18 protein-coding genes are annotated in these 22,900 nt (G+C 34.2%); 8 read left to right on the forward strand and 10 right to left on the reverse strand.

The features are described from left to right. Positions 1-3 precede the first annotated feature (3 nt). From rpoC to ACEN2K_RS08575, 3 genes are all read left to right on the forward strand, one after another. Positions 4-4,311, forward strand: a complete 4,308-nt coding sequence (gene rpoC / locus ACEN2K_RS08565) for a DNA-directed RNA polymerase subunit beta' (protein ID WP_441758911.1) — start codon at positions 4-6, stop codon at positions 4,309-4,311. Between the two features lie 3 nt (positions 4,312-4,314). Then, positions 4,315-4,623, forward strand: a complete 309-nt coding sequence (locus ACEN2K_RS08570) for a DUF3467 domain-containing protein (RefSeq protein ID WP_441758912.1) — start codon at positions 4,315-4,317, stop codon at positions 4,621-4,623. Between the two features lie 274 nt (positions 4,624-4,897). Next, positions 4,898-5,251 carry a hypothetical protein gene (locus tag ACEN2K_RS08575; protein WP_441758913.1) on the forward strand — a complete coding sequence of 118 codons (354 nt, stop codon included), beginning with the start codon at positions 4,898-4,900 and terminating at the stop codon, positions 5,249-5,251. A gap of 83 nt (positions 5,252-5,334) precedes the next feature. On the opposite strand, the gene ACEN2K_RS08580 is transcribed toward ACEN2K_RS08575, so the two are convergent. Further along, positions 5,335-6,924, reverse strand: a complete 1,590-nt coding sequence (locus ACEN2K_RS08580; RefSeq protein WP_441758914.1) for a peptide chain release factor 3 — start codon at positions 6,922-6,924, stop codon at positions 5,335-5,337. 103 nt (positions 6,925-7,027) lie between these two features. After that, complete coding sequence (locus tag ACEN2K_RS08585; protein WP_441758915.1) at positions 7,028-8,473, reverse strand: alpha-amylase; 1,446 nt, start codon at positions 8,471-8,473, stop codon at positions 7,028-7,030. A 683-nt stretch (positions 8,474-9,156) separates the two neighbouring features. On the opposite strand from ACEN2K_RS08585, the gene ACEN2K_RS08590 reads away from it, so the two are divergent. The 4 genes from ACEN2K_RS08590 (at position 9,157) to ACEN2K_RS08605 (ending at position 15,932) form a co-directional block, all read left to right on the forward strand. Further along, positions 9,157-10,581 carry a peptidylprolyl isomerase gene (locus ACEN2K_RS08590; RefSeq protein WP_441758916.1) on the forward strand — a complete coding sequence of 475 codons (1,425 nt, stop codon included), beginning with the start codon at positions 9,157-9,159 and terminating at the stop codon, positions 10,579-10,581. A gap of 80 nt (positions 10,582-10,661) precedes the next feature. After that, positions 10,662-11,615, forward strand: a complete 954-nt coding sequence (locus tag ACEN2K_RS08595; protein WP_441758917.1) for an AAA family ATPase — start codon at positions 10,662-10,664, stop codon at positions 11,613-11,615. Between the two features lie 279 nt (positions 11,616-11,894). Continuing rightward, entirely contained in the window at positions 11,895-14,159 is a 2,265-nt protein-coding gene (locus ACEN2K_RS08600; protein ID WP_441758918.1) for an aconitate hydratase, read from the forward strand. A 306-nt stretch (positions 14,160-14,465) separates the two neighbouring features. Then, positions 14,466-15,932 (forward strand): LysM peptidoglycan-binding domain-containing protein, encoded by a 1,467-nt coding sequence (locus ACEN2K_RS08605; protein WP_441758919.1) that lies wholly within the window; start codon positions 14,466-14,468, stop codon positions 15,930-15,932. An 85-nt stretch (positions 15,933-16,017) separates the two neighbouring features. Here ACEN2K_RS08605 and ACEN2K_RS08610 read toward each other — a convergent pair whose 3' ends face one another. From ACEN2K_RS08610 to ACEN2K_RS08635, 6 genes are all read right to left on the reverse strand, one after another. After that, positions 16,018-16,470: a ferritin-like domain-containing protein gene (locus ACEN2K_RS08610; protein WP_441758920.1), complete on the reverse strand. Its 453-nt coding sequence runs from the start codon at positions 16,468-16,470 to the stop codon at positions 16,018-16,020. 136 nt (positions 16,471-16,606) lie between these two features. After that, on the reverse strand, positions 16,607-17,053 hold the full coding sequence (locus tag ACEN2K_RS08615; protein WP_441758921.1) for an endo-arabinase: 447 nt from the start codon (positions 17,051-17,053) through the stop codon (positions 16,607-16,609). A gap of 7 nt (positions 17,054-17,060) precedes the next feature. After that, entirely contained in the window at positions 17,061-17,441 is a 381-nt protein-coding gene (locus ACEN2K_RS08620) for a PH domain-containing protein (RefSeq protein WP_441758922.1), read from the reverse strand. Positions 17,442-17,493: 52 nt separating this feature from the next. Then, on the reverse strand, positions 17,494-18,354 hold the full coding sequence (locus ACEN2K_RS08625) for an NAD(P)-dependent oxidoreductase (RefSeq protein WP_441758923.1): 861 nt from the start codon (positions 18,352-18,354) through the stop codon (positions 17,494-17,496). A gap of 142 nt (positions 18,355-18,496) precedes the next feature. After that, complete coding sequence (locus tag ACEN2K_RS08630; protein ID WP_441758924.1) at positions 18,497-19,096, reverse strand: GNAT family N-acetyltransferase; 600 nt, start codon at positions 19,094-19,096, stop codon at positions 18,497-18,499. A 177-nt stretch (positions 19,097-19,273) separates the two neighbouring features. Continuing rightward, positions 19,274-20,557 carry an APC family permease gene (locus tag ACEN2K_RS08635; protein WP_441758925.1) on the reverse strand — a complete coding sequence of 428 codons (1,284 nt, stop codon included), beginning with the start codon at positions 20,555-20,557 and terminating at the stop codon, positions 19,274-19,276. 307 nt (positions 20,558-20,864) lie between these two features. Here ACEN2K_RS08635 and ACEN2K_RS08640 point away from each other — a divergent pair, with 307 nt between their 5' ends. Beyond that, positions 20,865-21,092, forward strand: coding sequence for a CDGSH iron-sulfur domain-containing protein (locus ACEN2K_RS08640; protein ID WP_441758926.1), 228 nt, complete (start codon positions 20,865-20,867; stop codon positions 21,090-21,092). Positions 21,093-21,268: 176 nt separating this feature from the next. Here ACEN2K_RS08640 and ACEN2K_RS08645 read toward each other — a convergent pair whose 3' ends face one another. Both ACEN2K_RS08645 and ACEN2K_RS08650 read right to left on the reverse strand, forming a co-directional pair. Beyond that, entirely contained in the window at positions 21,269-22,156 is an 888-nt protein-coding gene (locus tag ACEN2K_RS08645) for an SDR family oxidoreductase (protein ID WP_441758927.1), read from the reverse strand. A gap of 119 nt (positions 22,157-22,275) precedes the next feature. Continuing rightward, positions 22,276-22,854 carry a Crp/Fnr family transcriptional regulator gene (locus ACEN2K_RS08650; protein WP_441758928.1) on the reverse strand — a complete coding sequence of 193 codons (579 nt, stop codon included), beginning with the start codon at positions 22,852-22,854 and terminating at the stop codon, positions 22,276-22,278. Positions 22,855-22,900: the final 46 nt, after the last annotated feature.

Genomic DNA, 22,900 nt, shown 5'->3' on the forward strand with positions numbered 1-22,900 from the left:
ACTATGATGAATAATAGAAATAATAAAGATAAGAATCCTGTAAAAAGATTCAATAAAATTTCGATTGGTTTAGCTTCTCCAGAATCTATCTTGAAAGAATCAAGAGGTGAAGTTTTAAAACCTGAAACTATAAACTACCGTACGCACAAACCTGAGCGTGACGGTCTTTTCTGTGAGAGAATATTCGGGCCTGTGAAGGATTTTGAATGTGCATGTGGAAAATACAAGAGAATTCGTTACAAAGGAATTATTTGTGACCGTTGTGGAGTTGAAGTTACCGAGAAAAAAGTACGTAGAGACAGAGTGGGGCATATCAACCTTGTTGTGCCTATTGCTCATATTTGGTATTTCCGTTCACTTCCAAATAAAATTGGTTATATCCTTGGTCTTCCTTCTAAGAAATTAGATATGATTATCTACTACGAGAGATACGTAGTAATCCAAGCTGGTATTGCTAAAAATGCTGAAGGTGAATCTGTTCAAAGATTAGACTTCTTAACTGAAGAAGAATACTTGAACATTTTAGATACACTTCCTGCAGACAACCAGTATTTAGATGATTTTGATCCTAATAAATTCGTTGCCAAAATGGGAGCGGAGTGTATTATGGATTTATTAGCACGTATTGATCTTGATGAGTTATCTTACCAATTGAGACACAGTGCTAATAATGAGACGTCTAAACAACGTAAAACAGAAGCATTAAAAAGATTGCAAGTTGTTGAATCTTTCCGTGAGTCTAACTTGAACCGTGAAAACCGTCCTGAATGGATGATTATGAAAGTGGTTCCTGTTATCCCACCAGAATTACGTCCGCTTGTGCCGCTTGATGGAGGTCGTTTTGCAACTTCAGATTTAAATGACTTATACCGTCGTGTAATCATTCGTAACAACCGTTTGAAAAGATTAATGGAGATTAAAGCTCCAGAAGTGATCTTGAGAAATGAGAAACGTATGTTGCAAGAATCTGTAGATTCATTATTTGATAATACAAGAAAAGCATCTGCTGTTAAAACAGAATCAAACAGACCATTAAAATCATTATCTGATTCCCTAAAAGGTAAGCAAGGACGTTTCCGTCAAAACTTACTTGGAAAACGTGTGGATTATTCTGCTCGTTCGGTAATTGTTGTTGGACCTGAATTGAAATTGTTCGAATGTGGTATCCCTAAAGATATGGCAGCTGAACTATACAAGCCTTTCGTTATCCGTAAATTGATAGAAAGAGGTATTGTAAAAACGGTTAAATCAGCTAAGAAAATAATAGACAAGAAAGAGCCTGTAGTTTGGGATATCCTTGAAAATGTAATTAAAGGTCACCCGATTTTACTGAATCGTGCTCCTACTTTGCACAGACTAGGTATCCAAGCTTTCCAACCAAAATTAATTGAAGGAAAAGCAATCCAATTGCACCCTTTAGTTTGTACTGCATTTAATGCGGATTTTGATGGGGATCAAATGGCAGTTCACTTGCCTTTAGGACCAGAAGCTATCCTTGAAGCACAATTATTAATGTTGGCTTCTCACAATATCTTAAACCCTGCAAATGGTGCTCCAATTACGGTACCATCTCAGGATATGGTCTTGGGTCTATATTATATGACCAAAGAAAGATTAACTACTCCAGAGAAGAAAATTTTAGGTCAAGATTTGACTTTCTATTCTGCTGAAGAAGTAAATATTGCATTAAACGAAGGACGATTAGAATTGAATGCTCGTGTGAAAATTAGAGCAAAAGATTTTAATGACGCTGGAGAATTAGTGTTTAAAATTATTCAAACAACTGCAGGTCGTGTATTATTTAATGAAGTAGTACCTGAAGCAGCTGGATATATCAATGATGTATTAACTAAGAAAAACCTTAGAGATATTATTGGTCACGTATTGAACGCGACTAGTGTACCTGAAACGGCTGCCTTCTTAGATAATATGAAAGACATGGGGTACAAATTTGCCTTTAGAGGTGGATTGTCATTCTCATTAGGAGATATTAGAATTCCAGATCAAAAGCCTAAATTAATTGCAGATGCTAGAGAGCAAGTTGAAGGTATCTCTGCAAATTATAACATGGGTCTTATTACTAATAACGAACGTTACAACCAAGTTATTGATGTATGGACTTCTGCCAATGCTCAATTGACAGAATTAGCAATGAAAAACATTAGAGAAGACCAACAAGGTTTCAACTCAGTGTATATGATGCTTGACTCTGGAGCGAGGGGTTCTAAAGAACAAATTCGTCAGTTAACTGGTATGCGTGGTTTGATGGCTAAGCCTAAAAAATCTACTGCTGGTGGTGGTGAGATTATTGAAAACCCGATTCTTTCTAACTTTAAGGAAGGTCTTTCTATCCTTGAGTACTTTATCTCTACTCACGGTGCGCGTAAAGGTCTTGCGGATACTGCCTTGAAAACGGCGGATGCAGGATATTTAACAAGAAGACTACATGATGTTTCTCAAGATGTTATTGTTAACATTGAAGACTGTGGAACATTAAGAGGTGTTGAAGTATCAGCATTGAAAAAGAATGAAGAAATTGTGGAATCATTAGGAGAAAGAATTTTAGGACGTGTTGCATTGCAAGACGTAATTAATCCTTTAACTAATGAAGTGTTGATTCAATCTGGACAACAAATCACTGAGGCGATTATGAAACAAATCGAAGCTTCTCCTATCGAGAAAGTGGAAGTTCGTTCCCCATTGACTTGTGAAGCGTTGAAAGGTATTTGTGCTAAATGTTACGGTAGAAACTTAGCTACTGGTAAAATGACACAAAGAGGTGAAGCAGTTGGTGTAATTGCAGCACAATCTATTGGAGAACCAGGTACACAGTTAACATTACGTACTTTCCACGTTGGAGGGGTTGCGGGTGGTATTTCTGAGGAATCTAGCATCATTACTAAATTTAATGGTAAGTTAGAAATCGAAGATTTAAAAACTGTTAAAGGTGAAGATAGTGAAGGTAATGCAGTAGATATCGTTGTTTCTCGTTCAACTGAATTAAAATTAGTTGATGAAAAAACAGGTATTTTATTGAATACACATAATATTCCTTACGGTTCAAGTATTTTTGTAAAAGACGGTCAGTCTGTTGGAAAAGGAGATGTAATCTGTAAATGGGATCCATATAATGGAGTTATTGTTTCTGAGTTTACTGGTAAAATTGCTTACGAAGATTTAGAGCAAGGTCAATCATTCATGGTTGAAATTGATGAGCAAACTGGTTTCCAAGAAAAAGTAATTTCAGAATCAAGAGCTAAAAAATTAATTCCAACTTTATTAGTTTATGGTAAAGACAATGAATTAATTCGTTCTTATAACTTACCAGTTGGTGCCCACTTGATGGTTGAAAACGGTGAGAAAATTAAGGCAGGTAAAGTATTGGTTAAAATTCCACGTCGTTCTTCTAAATCAGGAGATATCACGGGAGGTTTACCAAGAATTACAGAGCTTTTAGAAGCGCGTAATCCTTCTAACCCAGCTGTGGTTTCAGAAATTGATGGTGTGGTTTCTTTTGGTAAGATTAAAAGAGGTAACCGTGAAATCGTTATTGAATCTAAGTTTGGTGAGATTAAGAAATACTTAGTTAAATTATCAAGTCAAATTCTTGTACAAGAGAATGACTTTGTAAGAGCTGGTGTTCCTTTGTCTGATGGAGCTATTACACCTGAAGATATTTTAAGAATTAAAGGACCTGCTGCTGTTCAACAGTACTTGGTAAATGAAATTCAAGAAGTATACCGTCTTCAAGGGGTGAAAATTAACGACAAGCACTTTGAGGTAGTAATACGTCAAATGATGCGTAAAGTTAGAGTTCAAGATCCAGGAGATACGTTGTTCTTAGAAGATCAATTAATCCATACTAAAGACTTTATCGTTCAAAATGATAAACTTTACGGTATGAAAGTAATTGAAGATGCGGGAGATTCGACTAACTTAAAAGAAGGTCAAATTGTTTCGCCTCGTGAATTACGTGATGAAAACTCTTTATTGAAACGTAACGATAAAAATATTGTTGTAGCTCGTGATGTTATCACTGCAACTGGTACACCTGTTTTACAAGGTATCACAAGAGCTTCGCTACAAACAAAATCATTTATCTCTGCGGCTTCTTTCCAAGAGACAACTAAAGTACTAAACGAAGCTGCTGTTGCAGGTAAAATTGATTACTTAGAAGGATTGAAAGAAAATGTAATTGTTGGTCATAGAATCCCTGCTGGAACTGGTATGAGAGAATATGATAATGCAATTGTAGGTTCAAAAGAAGATTACAATGATATGATGGCTAATAAAGAAGAATATATTTATTAAGGTATGAGTAATTCAAATCAACAAGATCAAATTAATATAGAACTGGATGAAAAAACAGCTGAGGGAATTTATTCTAACTTAGCTATTATTAATCATTCTTCGTCAGAATTTGTTCTTGACTTTGTAAGCATCATGCCAGGTATTCCTAAGGCTAAAGTAAAATCAAGAATTGTCTTGACTCCACAACATGCTAAAAGATTGTTGAAGGCTATTGGTGAAAATATTCATCGTTTTGAAATCGCTCATGGCGAAATTAAAGATACTGAACAACCTCCCATTCCTCTCAATTTTGGTCCGGCGGGACAAGCATAATTTAATAATAAAAGGCTCCATATTCTTATGGAGCCTTTTTCTTTATATATCGTTAGTGATAATTTAACAGCAGGCTTTTCAATCTGTCAGTTTGGTAATCATTTGATTAAGGAATGATAATTATCTGGAAACATGCCTTATTATAAGCTGTTTTTGTAGCTAAACGAGTTTTATGGTTGTTTGTCGGAAATATTTTTAGGAAGCGTATTGTTGCAGTAGTTTTGTTAAAGAATTAGAGAATTAAAAAGATCTCTTTCCAAAAACAAAGCCCCTTATGAACAATTTTTCAAAACATAACGACTCTAAAAAATCAATAACCATTTTTGTAATGTTTATTTTTATTTTATTATCAAATGTTTCAGCATTTAGTCAAACTTCAGAATACAATGCAGTTGCATCTGTTTCGAATGGTGTAACAACTAACGAAGTTAAGCAAGACAATAAAGCTGCAGCAAATATGGAGTTCGTTCTTTGGTTCATGGGTACTAAACAAGATCCTAATACTACAATCTCTACAGAAGGGATCAATACAAAAAAACAAATTATGACTTCTGGACTAGCGCCAAACCGTTTGTTAATCAAAGCTTTTTTGAAAAAAGCAGTTAACTTTGAAACGTCTTTAGCATAAGTATTTACTAGAAGAATTTAAATAGGTATAAAAAAAAACGCTAATTATATAATTAGCGTTTTTTTTGTTTTCAATTGTTTTTTCTATTCAAATTCTGATGTGAAAAACAATTTAACAGATGGGTATTTATTTTGTGTCATCTGAATTGTGAAGTCTGAGTCAGCTAAGAAAACTAATTGACCGTATTTGTCTTTAGCTAAGTACTTCTGCTTGATTCTTTTAAACTCTTTAAATTCATCGTTCTTTGCATCGTCAGGCTTAACCCAGCAAGCTTTATGAACAGGGAAGTTCTCATAAGTACATTTAGCACCATACTCATGCTCTAAACGGTATTGTATTACTTCATACTGTAAAGCCCCTACTGTTCCAATCACTTTTCTATTATTCATCTCTAAGGTAAATAATTGGGCCACACCTTCATCCATTAATTGGTCGACTCCTTTATCTAGCTGTTTGGCTTTCATTGGATCGGCATTATTGATGTATCTAAAGTGTTCAGGTGAAAAGCTCGGAATCCCTTTAAAGCTCATTATTTCACCTTCAGTTAAAGTGTCTCCAATTTTGAAATTTCCAGTATCGTGTAGACCAACAATATCTCCAGGATAGGAAATGTCTACAATTTCTTTCTTTTCAGCAAAGAAAGCATTGGGACTAGAAAATTTTAAATTCTTTTTTTGACGTACATGATAATAGGGTTTGTTTCTTTCAAAAGTACCCGAAACAATTTTTATAAATGCTAATCTATCTCTGTGCTTAGGGTCCATATTAGCATGGATTTTAAACACAAAACCAGTCATTTTTTCTTCTGTAGGATCCACTAATCTGGTTTCTGACTCTTTTGGCCTCGGTGATGGTGCTATGGAGACAAAACAATCCAATAATTCACGCACTCCGAAATTATTCAAAGCCGAACCAAAAAATACGGGTTGTAATTTACCATCTAGATAATCTTGACGATCAAATTTTGGATAAACTTCATCGATCAATTCTAGTTCTTCACGCAAACGATCAGCCGCTTTTTGACCTACTATTTTTTCTAATTCTGGATTTTGAACATCTGAAAATGCAATTGTTTCTTCGATATTTTTACGACTGTCTCCGCTAAATAAGTTGATGTTTTGTTCCCATAAATTGTATATTCCTTGGAAATCATAACCCATTCCTATTGGGAAACTTAGAGGCGTTACTGTTAATCCAAGTTTTTGCTCTACTTCATCCATTAGATCAAAAGCATCTTTTCCTTCACGGTCTAACTTGTTAATAAAAACAATAATTGGAATTTTTCTCATTCTACAAACAGAGACTAATTTTTCTGTCTGCTCTTCAACTCCTTTTGCAACATCTATTACAACGATAACACTATCAACTGCAGTTAATGTTCTAAAGGTGTCTTCTGCAAAATCCTTGTGACCAGGAGTATCAAGAATATTGATTTTTTTATCTTGGTAGTTGAATGCTAATACAGACGTAGAAACCGAGATCCCTCTCTGGCGTTCAATTTCCATGAAATCACTCGTGGCACCTTTTTTAATCTTATTGTTTTTTACGGCACCTGCTTCTTGAATAGCTCCCCCAAAAAGTAGGAGTTTCTCTGTTAGTGTTGTTTTACCGGCATCAGGATGCGATATAATTCCGAAAGTTCTTCTTCTTTGTATTTCTTTTAAAAAGCTCATATTTACTGTAAATAGTTTGCAAAAGTACTATTTATAAATGCTAATTAAAAAAAATGAGGCTGTCTTTTATGACAGCCTCATTTATATTGTGAGAATTTAAAATTTACATATTAATTGACCATACTGAGTAGCCATTTGGAGGGCATTGAATTTTAACCCATTTGTCTCCTTGTGTAGTAGGAATCCAAGTCGAATTTCCTGTGAAATCTTTGATTTGTGCATTGGCCCAGTTAGTAGGAATCCATCTTTCCTGCCAAGAGGACGAATTGTTAATATAAACTACTAGACCTGGATTTCCATTGTAACCATTTCTTCTTGCGATATATTCATCGTCATCGGTATATAAAATAGATGTGGTTCCTGTTGCTTTATTATTGTGAATCCATATTAGGTTGTTCAATTTTGTTTTGTTTAACCACTCTTCGTAGTCTCTATAGAAAATAGTTGGATACCCTTCGTGTGTTAATATGTAGGCATAAGCAAGGTCTTTTTTCCATATTTCATCGGTATCATGATTAGTTACAAAAGTCACCGCCTTGTACGGGTTTCTTTTCCACATCATGTCATCATTTAATATGTTCAAATTATTTCCATCAAAGGCATCATTCATTTTGTAATAACAAGCAAAATCAAATACGGAACTGTTGGCATTGTTTGCCCACCATTCTAAGGTATTTACATTTGAATCCCAGTATTCACCCACAGAGAATCCTCCTACGTTAGCATTCCAGTCCTTCACAACCCATGGACCGAAACCTTTCACATAATCAAATCTCCAGCCGTCAAATTTCATAGTGTTTTTATAATATTTACCTACACCATCTGCTCTTAACCATAACCAGTTTTGCACGTTTGGTACTACATGGGCTAGGTCAGGAAAACCTCCAAAGGCACCTTCGTCATTATTTCCATAGGAATTTTTATAAAAATCGGCACTGGTACGCGGGAACTTTCCTGAAGCAACAGCAGTAAAATTAGTGTAAGTTTGGGTACCTGTGAACGGGTTGTTCTCTAATTGACCCCCACTATTATGGTTCAAAACCATATCAGCATATACTTGTAAATTTTCAGTGTGGGCTTTAGTGATTAAATTGACCAATTCTGTTTTGGATCCAAAACGAGTTTCGATAGTTCCGTTTTGATTGTAATTTCCAAAATCAAAGTAGTCAGTGGGGTCGTATCCCATAGAAAAAGGTCCATTCTGAGCTTTAGATGCTGGCGGAAGCCATATCGATCCTATACCGGCATTTGCCCAATCAGTTACTTTTGTGCCAACAGTGTTCCACCAATTCCCTCCTGCTGGGACATCCCAATAAAAGGCTTGCATCATTACACCACCACCAGGATTAGCAACATATTTTGCTGTAGTAGATGTTGACGACTTGCCTGTGCTAAACGGTCTTCCGTCGTGATGGGTGACGTCAATTACTTTACTATGAGCTTTAGCGTCAGCACTGCTTATAGTTGGGTTGTCTTCATTTGAAGTGCAAGAATACAATCCGAATGCTAAAACGGTTAGTAAGGATAGTTTAAAATGACTTTTTTTCATAAAGTGGTTTTTAGGTTAAAAATAGATTTGGGTATTATATTTTTGGAAAATTTATTTTGTCACAAATAATGTTTTTAAATCGAAGTTTGAGAACTTCTTGCTTTATTTAATGTTTAGTTGTTAATTATATAAATTATAGACATTTTTTTTAATAATTATAGCATTAAGAGGACTAATGTATTGAAAAAGGTATTCGATTGGAAAAAACAAATTTAAATCACTTTACGAAAACGTTATAGTGTTGACAACTTATTCATATATGGCTTTAATTGAGTGTTTTAATAAAGGTTATTTAGTAACCCTGGTTTCAAATTATTGGGGAGATCTTAATTTTAGACCATGAATTAATATCAGGATTTTTGTAACCCTCAAAAATGAATTTCGTATTCAAAACTTATAAAGAGAATGGAGCGATTTCTTAATAGTTTAAATCAAGGACTGTCAGTAATTTAGAAAAGGAGTTTGAGCTACTATAATTTTTTGTTAATACTAATCGCTAAAGTTGTATTATGTAATTGAATTGTTATTTTTGTTCGCCTTAATTATCCATAAGACTTTATGAAATCATTTTTATTTCTTAATACTTATGGCGTATATTTGGCCTCGTTGAACGACAGTCTTCAAAATTAGTTTGAGGTTCATTTCATTCGCAAAACATTACTTTAAAATATAAATCTCAAATAATGCTATTAAAAACATTACAAATGAAGTCCGTGAATATTAAAATTGCTTTGGTTCTTTTTCTGTTATCTACTACAATTACTAAAGCACAAGAAATTATTAAGGATAGTGTAGTTGTTCCTGTTAAAAAGATACAAACCGGTCAAAGAGTAAAAATTGACGGAATTATAGCGACGGTAGGAGATTATATTGTTTTAGATTCTGATATCGATAAGGCTTATTTAGAAATATCAAGCCAAGGGGGTTCTGTTAAAGATATCTCTAGATGTCAAATGATGGGGAAGTTATTAGAAGATAAGCTATACGCACATCAGGCTATTCAAGACAGTATTAAAGTTACTGATTCTGAAATCAAAGGAATGATGGAAGAGCGTTTGAACTATATGGTAAGCCAGATTGGTTCTCTTGAAAAAGTAGTTAAGTATTATAAAAAAGATTCTGAGGAGGATTTTAAAAGCTATTTCTTTGATATTTTAAAGGAGCAAAAGTTAGCTTCAGAAATGACGAAGAAAATTGTTGAAGAAGTCGAAATAACGCCTGAAGAAGTTCGTAATTTTTTCAAATCAATACCTAAAGATGAGTTGCCCCTTTTTGGTGCAGAAATGGAAGTAGCGCAAATTGTGGTAACTCCAAAAGTTTCAGATGCGGAGAAACAAAAAGTAATTGATAGACTTAACGGGTTTAAAAAAGAAGTAGAGGAAGGTTCTAGTTTTTCTACTAAAGCTGTATTGTATTCTAAAGATCCTGGTTCAGCTACAAACGGAGGTTACTATAAAATGAATAGAAAAACACCATTTGTTAAGGAGTTTAAAGATGTTGCATTTAGTTTACAAGAAGGTGAGATATCGGCTCCTTTTGAAACAGATTTTGGATTCCATATTATTTATGTAGAAAAAATTAAAGGTCAGGAAGTTGAATTACGTCATATTTTATTAACGCCTTCTGTGTCTGAAGATGCTATAACTGCAGCTAAAGAAAAAATCACAGCAATAAGAAGTAAAATTGTTGACAAGAAAATTTCTTTTGCTGATGCTGCTCGTACCGAGTCTGATCAAAAAGAAACTAAGGCTAATGGTGGTGTATTAATCAATCCTAAAACACAGGATACCCGTTTTGAATTGACAAAGATGGATCCTAGCTTATACAGCCAAGTTTCTAATCTAAAAGATGACGAAATTTCACAGCCAATTTTAGATACTGATGAAAACGGAAAAAAGAGCTTTAAATTGATTACTGTAACTAATAGAATAAATGAGCATATTGCTGATTATGCTACAGACTATATTAAAATTAAGGAGTTGGCTTTAAAAGAAAAACAGTTTAAAGCAATAGGGAAATGGTTTGATGAAACAATTAAACATACCTATATTAAGATACTAGGAGAATATAGAGATTGTGACTTTACAAACAATTGGTTAAAAAAATAATATTTTCTAAAATAAATAAAAAGAGTTAGTTTTATGAATTCATAGAACTAACTCTTTTTTAATTTAAAAAACATTTATAGATGTCTGACGTAGCAGCAATACAAAATTTGGTTCAGAAACGACAAGAACTTAAAAGTGAGATTGCCAAAATAATTGTGGGTCAGGATACTGTAATTGATCAAATACTGCTAAGTATATTTTCGGGAGGGCATGCGCTTTTAATAGGTGTGCCTGGACTGGCCAAAACTTTAATGGTCAATACACTTTCTCAGGCATTAGGACTCGATTTTAAAAGAATTCAATTTACACCTGATTTAATGCCTTCGGATATATTAGGAAGCGAAATATTAGATGAAAACCGTCACTTTAAATTTATAAAAGGGCCTATTTTTTCGAATATAATTTTAGCAGATGAAATTAATAGAACTCCTCCTAAAACGCAAGCTGCCTTATTAGAAGCTATGCAAGAGCGAGCAGTTACTATTGCAGGTGAAAATTATAAGTTGGACTTGCCTTATTTTGTTCTTGCAACTCAAAATCCAATTGAGCAGGAAGGAACCTACCCTCTGCCAGAAGCACAGCTGGACCGCTTCATGTTTGCTGTTAAATTAGAATACCCTTCATTTGAGGAAGAAGTTTTAGTGGTTAAAAAAACCACTTCAGATGTTAGGACTACGATTAATCCATTATTTACGGCACAGGAAATTATTGATTTTCAGCAGTTAATTCGTAGAATTCCTGTTGCAGATAATGTTATTGAATATGCTGTCACCTTAGTTAGTAAAACAAGACCGGATAACAGTTTGTCAAATGAATTTGTTAAAAATTATTTAGATTGGGGTGCTGGTCCTAGGGCCTCTCAAAATTTAATTTTGGCCGCCAAGGCCCATGCTGCATTCCAAGGAAAATATTCCCCAGATATTGACGATGTAAAAGCGGTTGCTATAGGAATATTACGTCATCGAATTATTAGGAATTATAAAGCTGATGCAGAGGGGGTTACTGAAGAAGTTATTATTAATAAATTACTATAATCCCAACTTAGTTGTTCAGGTTACGTTGAAAAGTGATGATGTGCAATTTAGAAAGAGATAGTTTTAAATCTCCATTTCCACTTTAATAGTAAAAGGAAGTATAATTGCTAAATATGTATTATTAAGTTAAAAATTTGATTTTTTCTTAATAATGTGCAATGTAAGTTAATATTTTGCAATAATAATTTTTCAAAACAGGAGTTCTATTAAATTTTTTTTAAATCTCATCATAAATACGTAAATTTGCATCACAAATAAACAAAAAAACACCTATATATTATGGCTTTTGATATTGAAATGATTCAAAAAGTGTATGACAACATGACTTCTCGTGTTGATAAAGCACGTGAAATTGTTGGTCGTCCACTTACATTAACTGAGAAAATTTTATACAATCACCTTTGGGATGGTACACCATCTGAAGCTTTTAAAAGAGGTGTTGATTATGTTGATTTTGCTCCAGACAGAGTTGCGTGTCAAGATGCAACTGCTCAAATGGCATTATTGCAGTTTATGCATGCTGGTAAATCTAAAGTTGCAGTTCCTACAACGGTTCACTGTGATCACTTGATCCAGGCTAAAGTAGATGCTGTTACGGATTTGGCTAGAGCCAAAACACAAAGTAATGAGGTTTTTGATTTTCTTTCTTCAGTATCTAATAAATACGGAATTGGTTTTTGGAAACCAGGAGCGGGAATTATTCACCAAGTTGTACTTGAAAACTATGCTTTTCCTGGTGGAATGATGATTGGAACTGATTCTCACACTGTAAATGCAGGTGGTTTAGGAATGGTTGCTATTGGTGTTGGTGGAGCTGATGCTGTTGACGTAATGTCGGGTATGGCATGGGAATTGAAATTTCCAAAACTAATTGGAATTAAATTAACAGGAAAACTTTCAGGTTGGACTGCTCCAAAAGATGTAATACTTAAAGTTGCTGGTATTCTAACTGTTAAAGGTGGAACTGGTGCTATTGTAGAATATTTTGGAGAAGGTGCTACTTCTATGTCTTGTACAGGAAAGGGGACTATCTGTAATATGGGTGCTGAAATTGGTGCTACGACTTCTACTTTTGGATATGATGCTTCTATGAGTCGTTACTTGCGTTCTACAAATAGAGCTGATGTAGCTGATGCTGCTGATAAAGTAGCAGATTACTTAACTGGTGATCCAGAAGTATATGCTAATCCAGAGCAATATTTTGATCAAGTTATTGAAATTAACTTATCTGAATTAGAGCCACATTTAAACGGACCTTTTACGCCAGATTTAGCGACTCCTATTTCTAAAATGAAAGAAGAAGCCATTAAAAATAACTGGCCATTAAAAATTGAAGTTGGTTTGATTGGTTCTTGTACGAACTCGTCTTATGAAGATATAGCTCGTGCTGCTTCATTAGCAAAACAGGTTACTTCTAAAAACTTAAAAGTAAAATCGAAGTTTACAATTACTCCGGGTTCTGAAGTAGTTCGTTATACTATAGAACGTGATGGTTTTATTGATACTTTTGATAAAATTGGTGCTACTGTATTTGCAAATGCTTGTGGACCATGTATTGGTATGTGGGATAGAGAAGGAGCTGAAAAAGAAGAGCGTAATACGATCGTTCACTCTTTTAACCGTAACTTCTCAAAACGTGCAGATGGTAATCCAAATACGCTTGCCTTTGTAGGTTCTCCAGAGTTAGTGACTGCGATGGCTATTGCTGGTGATTTAGGATTTAATCCATTGACAGATTCATTGATTAATGAAAATGGTGAGGAAGTAATGTTAGACGCGCCAACAGGTGATGAGTTACCTCCAAAAGGATTTGATGCTGAAGATCCAGGTTTTCAAGCGCCAGCTGCTGATGGTTCTGGTGTAATTGTTTCTGTTAGTGCAGATTCAGAGCGTTTACAATTATTAGCTCCTTTTGATGCATGGGATGGTAAGAATATTACTGGTGCTAAATTACTTATTAAAGCATACGGTAAATGTACAACAGATCACATTTCTATGGCAGGACCATGGTTGCGTTTCCGTGGACATTTAGATAATATATCAAATAATATGTTGATTGGTGCTATTAATGCATTCAACCAAAAAACAAATACTGTAAAAAATCAATTAACGGGTGCTTATGATGCAGTTCCTGCTGTAGCACGTGCTTATAAAGCGGCTGGTGTACCATCAATTGTTGTGGGTGACCATAACTATGGTGAAGGATCTTCTCGTGAGCATGCTGCAATGGAACCTCGTTTCTTAGGAGTAAAAGCCGTATTGGTGAAATCTTTTGCAAGAATCCACGAAACAAACCTTAAAAAACAAGGTCTTTTAGGATTAACTTTTGCTAATGAAGCCGATTACGATAAAATACAAGAAGATGATACAATCAATATCATTGATTTAGTCGATTTTGCTCCAGCTAAGCCATTAACTTTAGAATTTGTGCATGCTGACGGTACTAAAGATATAATTTTAGCTAACCATACTTACAACGAAGGTCAAATTGGCTGGTTTGTTGCAGGTTCAGCTTTAAACTTAATAGCTGCTGGTAAAGCTTAATAGTAAGTATTCTATTTTATAATAAAATGCTCTGTGAAAACAGAGCATTTTTTATTTGTATCTAGCTCAAATTTATATATTTTTTGTCCCAGCGCACTTTTAAATTTTGAAAAAATTGTTAAAATCACTATAATAGGTTGTTAAAAAAGTGCGATATTTGTATTTATAGGTTAAATTCGCTTTTCAAAATACTTAAGTAGCATCTTTTTACGTTAGTGTATACATAAATTTTGAATTAATGTTAAACTGACGTTTCAGAAGTGTTTTGAAGTTTAATAAGGAGTAAATAAAGTTAAAATAGTGTTTATGAGGTATCGTACTTGGATTTTAGGAATGGTTTTTATGAGTGGTTTTAGTGCTTTTTCACAAGAAAATTACAAAGAACACACAGTTGCAAAGGGAGAAACTATTACTAAAATTGCTCAACAATACAATATCAAAGCCAGTGAGATTTACAATTTAAATCCTGATGCTAAAAAGGGAATAAAGTTTAAATCAGTACTGTTAATACCAAATGCAGGTCAAAAGACTAAAAGTCCAGTAGCTGAAAAAGCTGTAACAACAACTACAAAAACGTATACAGCTTATCCTAAAGAAACGTTATACAGCATTGCTAAAAAGCATGGAATTACAGTTGATGATTTATACAAAATCAATCCAACACTTCAAAAATCAGGATTAAAGAACGGTCAAAAGATTCAAGTTCCCGTTTTAGAATCAAATTTAGTCACTGCCGATAAAGCTATAAAATCTAATGTCACTACTAATGAATCAGCTAAACAAGGGAATGATATAAGTAGTAGCAGTCAAAAATCTTCAGCTACTATTTCTGAAATCTCGTCAGGAGGAATTATTAGAGAAATCTTACCTAATGAAACTAAATATGCTATAGCAAGAGAATATGGTGTAACGGTTGCAGAGTTAGATCAAGCAAATCCTATTTTAGAAACTGAAGCTTTGAAAATAGGGCAAAAAATAATTATTCCAAGTAAGGTTGAAACTACTTCTAAAAATGCTGTTGTGGTAGAGGAGACAAAAAAGATGGAAGAAGCTGTTGCAAGTGTTGCTAAAAAAGAAATCAAAATGCAAGAGATTCAAAAAGCACCTCTAGCTGAAGTAAAAGTCCCAGTTGTAGCCGATGAAGTTGCTGAAACAGTAATTAATCGCGAAGTTTTAGCCAAAGAAACTAAATATGGTATAGCCAAAGAGTTTGGGATTTCTGTGAAAGAATTAGAAAGGCAAAACCCTAAAATTTCTCGCAGTTTGCCTGTTGGTTTTGTACTTACGATTCGCAGTAAAAAACAAGCAGCTCCAGTTGAAGAGGCGATAGCTTCAAATGAAACAGCAGACAAATATACTGCACCATATACTGGAAAAACAGCTTACGATTCTGAATTTTTAGACAAGTTGGTTTCGACAGCATCAGAAAACTTAGGAACAAGGTATGTTTATGGCGGTACTTCTAAAAACGGAATCGACTGTTCTGGTTTAATGTGTAATACTTTTAGTGCTTTTGATATTCAATTGCCTAGAACTTCGCTGGAACAATCTCAATATGGAGTTGTAATCAATAATGAGGATGCACAAAAAGGCGATTTAATTTTTTTTAAAACAAGTCGTAGAAATCGCATCAATCATGTAGGAATGGTTGTTGACGTTAACGACGGTGATATTAAGTTTATTCATGCTTCTGTTAGTGGAGGTGTGATCATTTCCTCTATTAAAGAAAAATATTACAGTAAAAAAGTAAGCCAGATTAACCGCGTTTTATAAGCTCGTTTTTATTTTTATAAATTGTAGAAAAATGCACTCTTCCACATTTTGCATTTTTCTACAATTTTTTTTCTATTCAAAAATTTTAGTCTAATGCTTGGCACATAGCCTTAACTCGATCATGATCTGCTTTGATTTGTAGATACTGGTTTTTAAGAATAGATTGCACATTAAATGACAAGTCTGTTGCATGGTCTTTTAAGGTGTCTTCGTAATTTTTCTTTGCTATATCTTCTCCGTATTCACAAGATTCTAAAATTACTTTTCTGTCTTTTCCAGTTAGAGCAGCTTTAACGTCCATCCAAACTCTGAAAAATTTACCTGTTACTCTAGTACCTTCTGCTGGTTCACCACCTAAACTGGTAACTTCAATAACTAATTCTTCTTTACATTTTAGACTAGTTTGAATAAATTGTGCAAATAATGCTTTTAAATCTCCCTCTTCTGTTTCTTTCGAAGCGGTATCATAGCCTTCAATTCTGTCGTTATTAATTTCAATTAAATTGTTTAATAGGTTTATTGCTTTTTCATTTTCCATGATATCTATATTTTGAGTTGTCACTAATAATTAGATTACAAAGATCTTATAAATGAGAATCTTAGCTGTTACAAAACTTTTTTGAAAGCTTACAGCATTACCATATTAACATTTCAATAACAGAAATGGCGTTTAATTATTCTTTTTTAAAAACATGAATGGATTGTCCTACCAGTTTCCATTCTTTATTTACTTTCTCTAATAATCTGATTTCATGGGAATAGCTTATACTTCCATCTTTTGCAGTTGATACTTCATCATGACTTACCCAAGCATTGTTTTTATGGATGCTCATTTTATAATTGGTATTTATTGAACTTCCGCCACTGCCTACATTATCGGGGTTTATTTTAATCATCTCCATTGGAGGGACATCATAGGTTTTGCCATCCATGGTAGAAACAAGTATCTTACTGTAGGGCTGAATGTGCCAGCAAGATGCATGTGCCTGGCTGTCTCCAGAGCGCCATGTCGCTGATTCTTTTTCAAGCAGCTGTTTTATTTTAGTAGATTCGTCTATGGTTGGTTTACAACTGATGAAGCATAAACTGACAAGTAGGCAAAGCTGAAGTTTTGTGTTCATGTTTTTTTTATCTTAATACGTGATGAGCAAGTATTTTTTGAACTTCATATACATTCACGGATTTATTAAATTGTTTTCTGATACTGGGTTGCAATTCACTAGACACCCAAATTTTCAATTCCGCATCGAGATCAAAGGTGCCCGCTGTTTCAATGCTGAATCTTGAGATGCTTTTATAAGAAATCGATTTGTACTCAGTTTTGCTGCCAGTTAATCCTTGTTTATCGACTAATATTAAGCGTTTAGTAGTGAAAATAAAAGTGTCGCGAATTAATTTAAAACCCAATTCTATTTCCTCACCATCAATCATTAACTGCCCGTATTCTTTAGCTAGTTGCTCTTGACTTACCGCTCCTGCGTTGCCTAGAAGTGCTGAAAATAAACCCATAAATTACTAAGTGTTATTATTATTATTATTATTATTATTATTTGAAATCGTTTTATTTGTTTTTTAAACTACTTATAATAGCCATCACATCTTGTTCACCTAATCCTTCATCTTGTGCCTGAACAAAACTATCATACAGTGGGTGAATTAATGGTGAATCTAAACCTGCTGCTTTGGCTAAGCCTAAATCTTTTACCAGATGTTTCAAAGCAAAGGCAGCAGGGTAGTTGTCGTTGATTATTGCTGGAGCTTTGATATTTGTGATACCGTTACCGCAGGCACCTTGGTTTATAATGTTTAGCATATCAGCTTTACTTACGCCATTTTTTTCGGCAAATAATACAGTTTCGGCTAGTCCTTGTAGATTAAGACCTAACAAATAATTAATAGCAAGTTTGGCCGAACTGGCAACAGCGGGTTCGCCAACATGAATTGCAATTTTACCCAAAACATCAAATATAGGTTTAGCTATTTGAAAATCAGCGGTAGTAGCTCCTACTAGGATAACTAATGTTCCCTCTTGGGCGGGTTTAACACTACCAGAAACAGGTGCGTCTATAAAATGTACTTGTTTTTCTTTGCAAAGAGTATTCAAATAACGAGAAGTCTCTGGAGAAACTGTACTCATGTTGATAATGACTTTTCCAGAACAATTGGCAGATAACAGGCCACCCTCCCCTTCAAATACTTCTTTCACAGCAGCATCATTGGATAGCATGGTGATAATGACATCATTGTTGTCTATTATGTCTTTCAAACTAGTCGCCGCTTTTGCTCCTTCTGTAATTAAAGCTGCTTCTTTATCCTTGGTACGGTTGAAGACGCTTACTTCATAACCTGCTTTAAGTAAATTCATAACCATGGGATTCCCCATATTACCAAGTCCTACCCATCCTATTTTTAATTTATCCATATTAGTATTGTCTGATTAATTTTATCCAATTTTTTTAAATTCTTCTGTTTTCAAAATGCTAAAAAAGAAGCACTAATTTACCATTTATTTTCTGGTAATGTTTACAAAACGAAAAACCTTATAATAAAATAGGGGAGTGCTGTTATTTTACATAATAGCGTACCATAGGTCTGTTTTTTGAAGTACGATCTACAATTTCAAAACCCGCTCTTTCAAAAGATTTATACAAACCAATCCAAGCGAATGAGTCGGGGAGTTTTTCCTGTGTAGGGATTGTAGGGTAGGCTTCTATAATTTTAATCCCCGCAGCTTTTGCATAGATTGCTATTCCCTTTAGAATTGCTACAGAAACGCCCTGACGTCTAAATTTTTTGGCAATAAAAGTACAAGGTATAGACCAGACTAATTGATTGTCGATAGGCTTATGTACTCTAGATCTAGCTAGTTTAGAGAAGTCATCTCTAGGCGAAAAGGCGCACCAAGCTATAGGAATGTCTTCATAAAAAGCAAGAAGTCCTGTTGGTTTTTCAGCCCAAACTAATTCTTTCATTGCATCCTTATTACCTTCATTGCTTTTTCCTTCATCAAAATCACTTTTTTTAAGGCGATAGTACATACACCAGCAATTACCGCAAGCGCCATTGTTTCCAAATAACTTTACCAATTGATGCCAATTCTTTTTTTCTAAAGGTTCAAATTTTAAGCTGGTTAAAAAATCAGTGTCTAAAGATCTATCTTCCATATTTGAGGGTGATTTTAGGGTGATACTAAAATAATATTGGTTTTTGAATAAGTCAACAAATAAATACATCATTTAAACGACCAATATTAGACTATATAACTAGGTATAAACTTCTTTAAATAATTTCGTTTTCATGTTTGCAATAATAGAAAAATTAAATAGAGATTTTGTTGTCTATCACTGCAATGATGGGTGCGTTTTTGATTTATAAATCCATTCTAAAACAAAGCAGCTAATTATGATTGATAAGGCAACAATTACAGCTGTTTTATTTGATAAATATTGTTGCTGTATTAGGATTACCAAAGCACTGCAACAAAGTAAAAAACCTAGTAACGGGATGACTCTGTTACCATTAATTTGGCTATGCAATTTAAAACCTACGTAATTAACAATTGCAAAGATGGAGAGAAAACCTACGCTTCCCGCAGTTGAAAGACTTTCTAATTTTAACAAATTAGCAATTGTTAAAGTAGCAATAGCTGTAATCAGTAATCCTATAGGTTGGTTCCAAAGTTTACTGGTTAAGTGATGAGGCAATTCATCCTCTTCGGCAATTTCATAACTGACCCTACTGCCTCCATATAAGGAGGCATTGATGGCCGAGAAAGTTGAGATTAAAGCGGCAATGGTGATGATGGTAAACCCCGCTTTCCCTATCATAGGTTCTGCTGCTGCGGCTAACACGTAATCTTCTGCAGTTGCAATAGTTGAAAATGGCAAAGAGCCTACGGTGACAACTGCAATAATTACATATAACACAATTACAAAAAGGATAGAATAGTAGTAGGCTTTTGGAATATTTTTTTTTGGATTTTCAATGTCAGGAGCAGCATTGGCAATCAACTCAAATCCCTCATAGGCTACAAATATGACCATCCCTCCAGTTAAAAGTTTAACTGGAGTTTCCCAATTGGAAATTGTCAGTTGGGATAAATTGGCATTTCCAAACAAACCATATACGCCAACTATGGTAAATAGAAGCAAGATAGAAAGTTTGATAATTACAGCATAAGATTCGATTTGACCCACCACTTTTATGCTATAATAATTAATGGCAGTTGCTACTATTATGATGGCACTTGCATAGATATGAAAGTCTACAGCTTTAGAGCTTATTGAATATAAATTAGGAGCATAAGAACCAAAAGCAGAGGCATAAAGTGATAACATAATGATATAACTCACCCATAATATATTATTCATTCCGCCACTAAAAACAGATTGACCAAAGCCTTGGTTGATAAATTTTACAGTTCCGCCTCTATCAGGATACGCTAGAGATAATTTTACATAGCTGTAGGAAGTGATCAAAGCAATTAGTCCCGCAAATAGAAAGGCGAGTGGAGTGCCGCCCTGTGCTAGTGAAACGGCTAAACCAAGTACGGCGAAAATACCGCCGCCTACCATTCCGCCAATACCAATTGACATTGCTTCAAAGAGTCCAATTTTTTTATTCATGCTATAAATAGTGTTTTTATTAAATGCAGTAGATTTATTAAATAGCCAAAGTGCTGCTTGTAATCCAACAGCAGTTTTGTAAATATACTTGATTTGACCTACAAAACGAAAAGGGATTTAGAACAGCTGTCTTTTGTGTAGCTGCCTTTTAAAAAATAAAAGAACTGTTAGAATCAACTTAACAATGAAATTAACTCGTTAAAATAGAATTAATGTAAATAGCGTTAGTACTTCATAAAAAATGCAAATCAATATAAAAGATTAGTAGATATTTTATAATCTTTGAACTCAGAAAAACAAAGAAACTATGAGCAAGACAAAATTAATAATTAACAACAACGGATCAATTAAAATAGAGGGTGACTTCGAAATAATGGATTGTGACGGTAAAGTATATGGATTAGAAGGAAGAACAGCTTTAGGGTTGTGCCGTTGTGGATTATCCTCCAATAAACCTTTCTGCGATGGGTCGCACCGTAACAATTTTAATCATGAATCAGCGGCATTTGATTTACCACCAATGAAAACTAAATAAATATATTTAGTTTTTATCAATTTTAAAAAAAAGCTGCATTTTTAAAAATGCAGTTTTTTTTAGCTGTCTATTCCACATTACAGTAGCTGCATAATCACATTAAGGATTATATAATTATGGCTATAAGGGAAGAATTAGATTTAGTCAACTTTTCCATTGAACTAAAATGCAATGCCTTAATATACTAGCTGGTCTTTATGTCTCTCAATAAACTCCGCCCATTTTGTTGGTTGTTTGCCAGTTATTGCGTAGAAATTGTCAAAAGTTTCATCTGCATTAGGTATCGTTCCAGCCGCATGTCTCTTCCAATGGTCATACACACAAGTCATGTATGCCATTTCTGCCCCCGAATCAATCATTGCTTGTAAAAAAACCTCAGGGGATAAGGGCTCATATCGAAAACGTTGACCTATAATTGAAGTCATCAATTTAGCGATTTCAGTAAAATTCAGCGCGTCATAGCCAAGTCTATAGGTTTTACCGTTGTGTATTTCTGGATTAGCTAATGTTATTGCAGCAACCTGCGCTACATCATTCACATCCACCCAACTTAATCGGGCATTAGAAACATAATGATGAAGGACACCATTTTTAATTCCTTTTTTTCCACCATAGCCAATAAGGTTTTGCATAAAATCCTGAGGTCGCAAGTGAGTGAATGAAAAACCACACCATTCGATATAACGCTCTACAAATTGGTGCCAAACCCAATGACCTACAGTGGTATCGTCTGGTCCGCAAGCCCCCAAATGCACAATATGTTTAACTCCTGCTTTTTTAGCTGCATCTAATATAGCCTTGCTCTGGCGTAGCATATCGACCGTGTATCCAGTAACTATAAAAACACAGTCAATGTTTTCAAACGCAGTAAGATGTGTGCTCTCATCATCAAAATCAAGAATAACAGTTGCAATGCCTTTAGACTTAAATGAGGCTGCTTTTTCAACGGTACGTACAGCTGCAACAATTTCTATAGACGGATTTGATAATAAGTAATTTATTGTTTTGCTACCAACCTGACCAGTAGCTCCAGTAATAAGTATTCTGGGATTTGTATTTGCCATCGTTATGTAAATCTTTAGTAATTCTAATTATTTAATTTGATTACAAATATAAAGTTCAGCTATTGGATGTATGTTGATGTAAAATAAGAAATAATATTGATCTATGGTAAGCTCATGCATTACTTAATCAAAATATTCTTTTTAATACGGCTCAGGGTTTCTGGGGTTATACCCAAATAAGACGCAATTAAATGCTGCGGCACTCGTTGAATAAGTTCTGGATTATTTTGAGTGATGAGGATATATTTTTCTTCGGCAGTATGTGTAATAGCACTCATTAACCTTTTTTCTTTTGTAAAAAGGCTATTTTGGAAAAGGATTCGAAAGTAACGATCCATTATCGGTACTTCTAAAGTCATTTTTTCAAAATCCTGAAGCGATATCATCAGCAGTTCAGCATCTTCTAAAGCATCTATATTTAAAACTGCTTTTTCAGCTGAAAAAAAGCTGCAAATATCAGCTATCCACCAACCTTCACTTGCAAACATGTTGATGTGCTCGACTCCTTTTTGATCGATATTATAAGATTTTAGTAAACCCTTTTCTACGAATGACAGGTATTTACAAACTTCGCCTTCTTCAAGTAAGAAGTTTTTTTTTCGTAGTTTCTTTGCAATGAAATAGGTTTTGATATTTTCTTTGTCATTCTCCGTGAGGGAAACTTTTTTAAGTATATGAGAAAAAAAAACTTCAAACATTTTAATAATTTTTAGGTGTTGGTAGCTAAGAAGCGAATTCAAATAT

It is taken from the genome of Flavobacterium sp. W21_SRS_FM3, assembly GCF_052113625.1.
GTDB lineage: Bacteria > Bacteroidota > Bacteroidia > Flavobacteriales > Flavobacteriaceae > Flavobacterium.